This is a genomic window from Microbulbifer variabilis (assembly GCF_020524905.1).
GTDB lineage: Bacteria > Pseudomonadota > Gammaproteobacteria > Pseudomonadales > Cellvibrionaceae > Microbulbifer > Microbulbifer variabilis_A.
Genome location: NZ_JAIVKI010000057.1, coordinates 1 through 1320, shown reverse-complemented (window position 1 = coordinate 1320; position 1320 = coordinate 1). Strand labels below are relative to the sequence as shown.

Genomic DNA, 1320 nt, shown 5'->3' with positions numbered 1-1320 from the left:
TATCGGCTGACCGGTGTGTTGCCGATAAAGATCTCTTCCGGGTCCACTTCGTATTCGCCAACGCCCACCGCCATCATTAAATACAGATATTGATCGTTGCCGATATATTCCCGGCGCGGTTGGTTAAGCAAATCGGGAAAGACTTTATGACGGCCGGCAATCTCGGGCACCACACCCATCAGCCTGGCCTGATTACCCTGGGCGTTGGGGTTGTAGATGGTCGAACCATCCGGTGTGGTCTGGTTGTAGTTATCGGGGATCTGATTGGCAAAATACACGGCGGCAGCGGCGGCAACCACCGCAACGACAACCATCGCGATGGTGTATGGATCTTTCGCCTCTACCACCAGCTCAAACTGGTCGCCGGGCTGAATAAGGTAGCTGGCCCACTCGCTAGATGGCAATTTCTCATTATTTACTGCCGCCGAGAATAGCGGTACCTCACGGGGTTCATAGCTGGGCACATTCGCCTGCAGCCAGCTTTCAAATGTTTGCCCCGGTGTAGCCGTGCAGGTTTCGCAATTTCCCCGTTCAAGCTTGCTGGGGTAGATTTTTAGAGTCGCATTCATAGTGAAAATAGTCGCAGCGTTGGAACAATCGGCGGAAGGCGCGCGGGCTGGTTAATAGCGGTTTTCCATACTGCCGCCCGGTGTGCAGGATTTGGGTCTGGCCGTTATTAATTACTATGCCCACATGAATCAGACAGTCGCCGCGAAAACCGCAGGCAACCGCGCCGGGCTTGCAGGGGCTCGGTAAAAAATCCGGTACCACCTGCAGATAACTGTCGGTCAACAGCGGCTTGTCATCCGGGCAGACATGGCCAAAGGATTCCAGCAAGGGGGCTTTGAACTGCCGGTGCAACACATCGCGCACCAGCCCCCAGCAATCAAAGCCGTGCATATCCCGTCCGCCGTCTACATAAGGCACGGTGAGGTATTCATTAATCCAGTGCATAGGGAGTTAGCCGTAGTATTTCAGGCCGGGGGCAAAATCCGGGGTGTAGAACTTATTGGGCCAGGCTTTATTGACCAGGTCGTGGAAACTGGCAATCACCGACACAGAAGCGGCATTGGCTTTGACCGATACTGCCGTCATTACGGTTGGCGGCTGTGCGGGGGCACTTAAATCCGATTCAAGGAACTGCCGGTAAATCACCTGGATAGATCCGCCCGCCTCCAGCGCGGCATCAATATTTTGCAGTGCTTCGCCGGTGACATTATCCAGCTGGAACTGTAAATCCTGGCGGCCGCGCATGGAGCGCTGTGGCAGGGAAACCCCGAAGCCGCTCGCGGTAAAAGTGGCTGTTTCGCCGTCTTCCAG

3 protein-coding genes are annotated in these 1320 nt (G+C 55.2%); all 3 read right to left on the bottom strand.

Translation table 11 applies throughout. The features are described 5' to 3' along the window. Nucleotides 1-569, bottom strand: a 569-nt coding sequence (locus tag LC073_RS21490) for a hypothetical protein (RefSeq protein WP_226649680.1), incomplete at its 3' end; no start/stop codon positions are given. Next, nucleotides 532-954 (bottom strand): NlpC/P60 family protein, encoded by a 423-nt coding sequence (locus LC073_RS21485; protein WP_226649679.1) that lies wholly within the window; start codon nt 952-954, stop codon nt 532-534. The genes LC073_RS21485 and LC073_RS21490, both read right to left, overlap by 38 nt. A gap of 6 nt (nt 955-960) precedes the next feature. Continuing rightward, nucleotides 961-1320 (bottom strand): DUF1833 family protein (locus LC073_RS21480; protein WP_226649677.1); only part of this gene is annotated, 360 nt, incomplete at its 5' end.

Bases quoted from the DNA above. Each gene is read 5' to 3' on its own strand.
- LC073_RS21485 (WP_226649679.1), bottom strand. From the start codon at position 954: ATGCACTGGATTAATGAATACCTCACCGTGCCTTATGTAGACGGCGGA.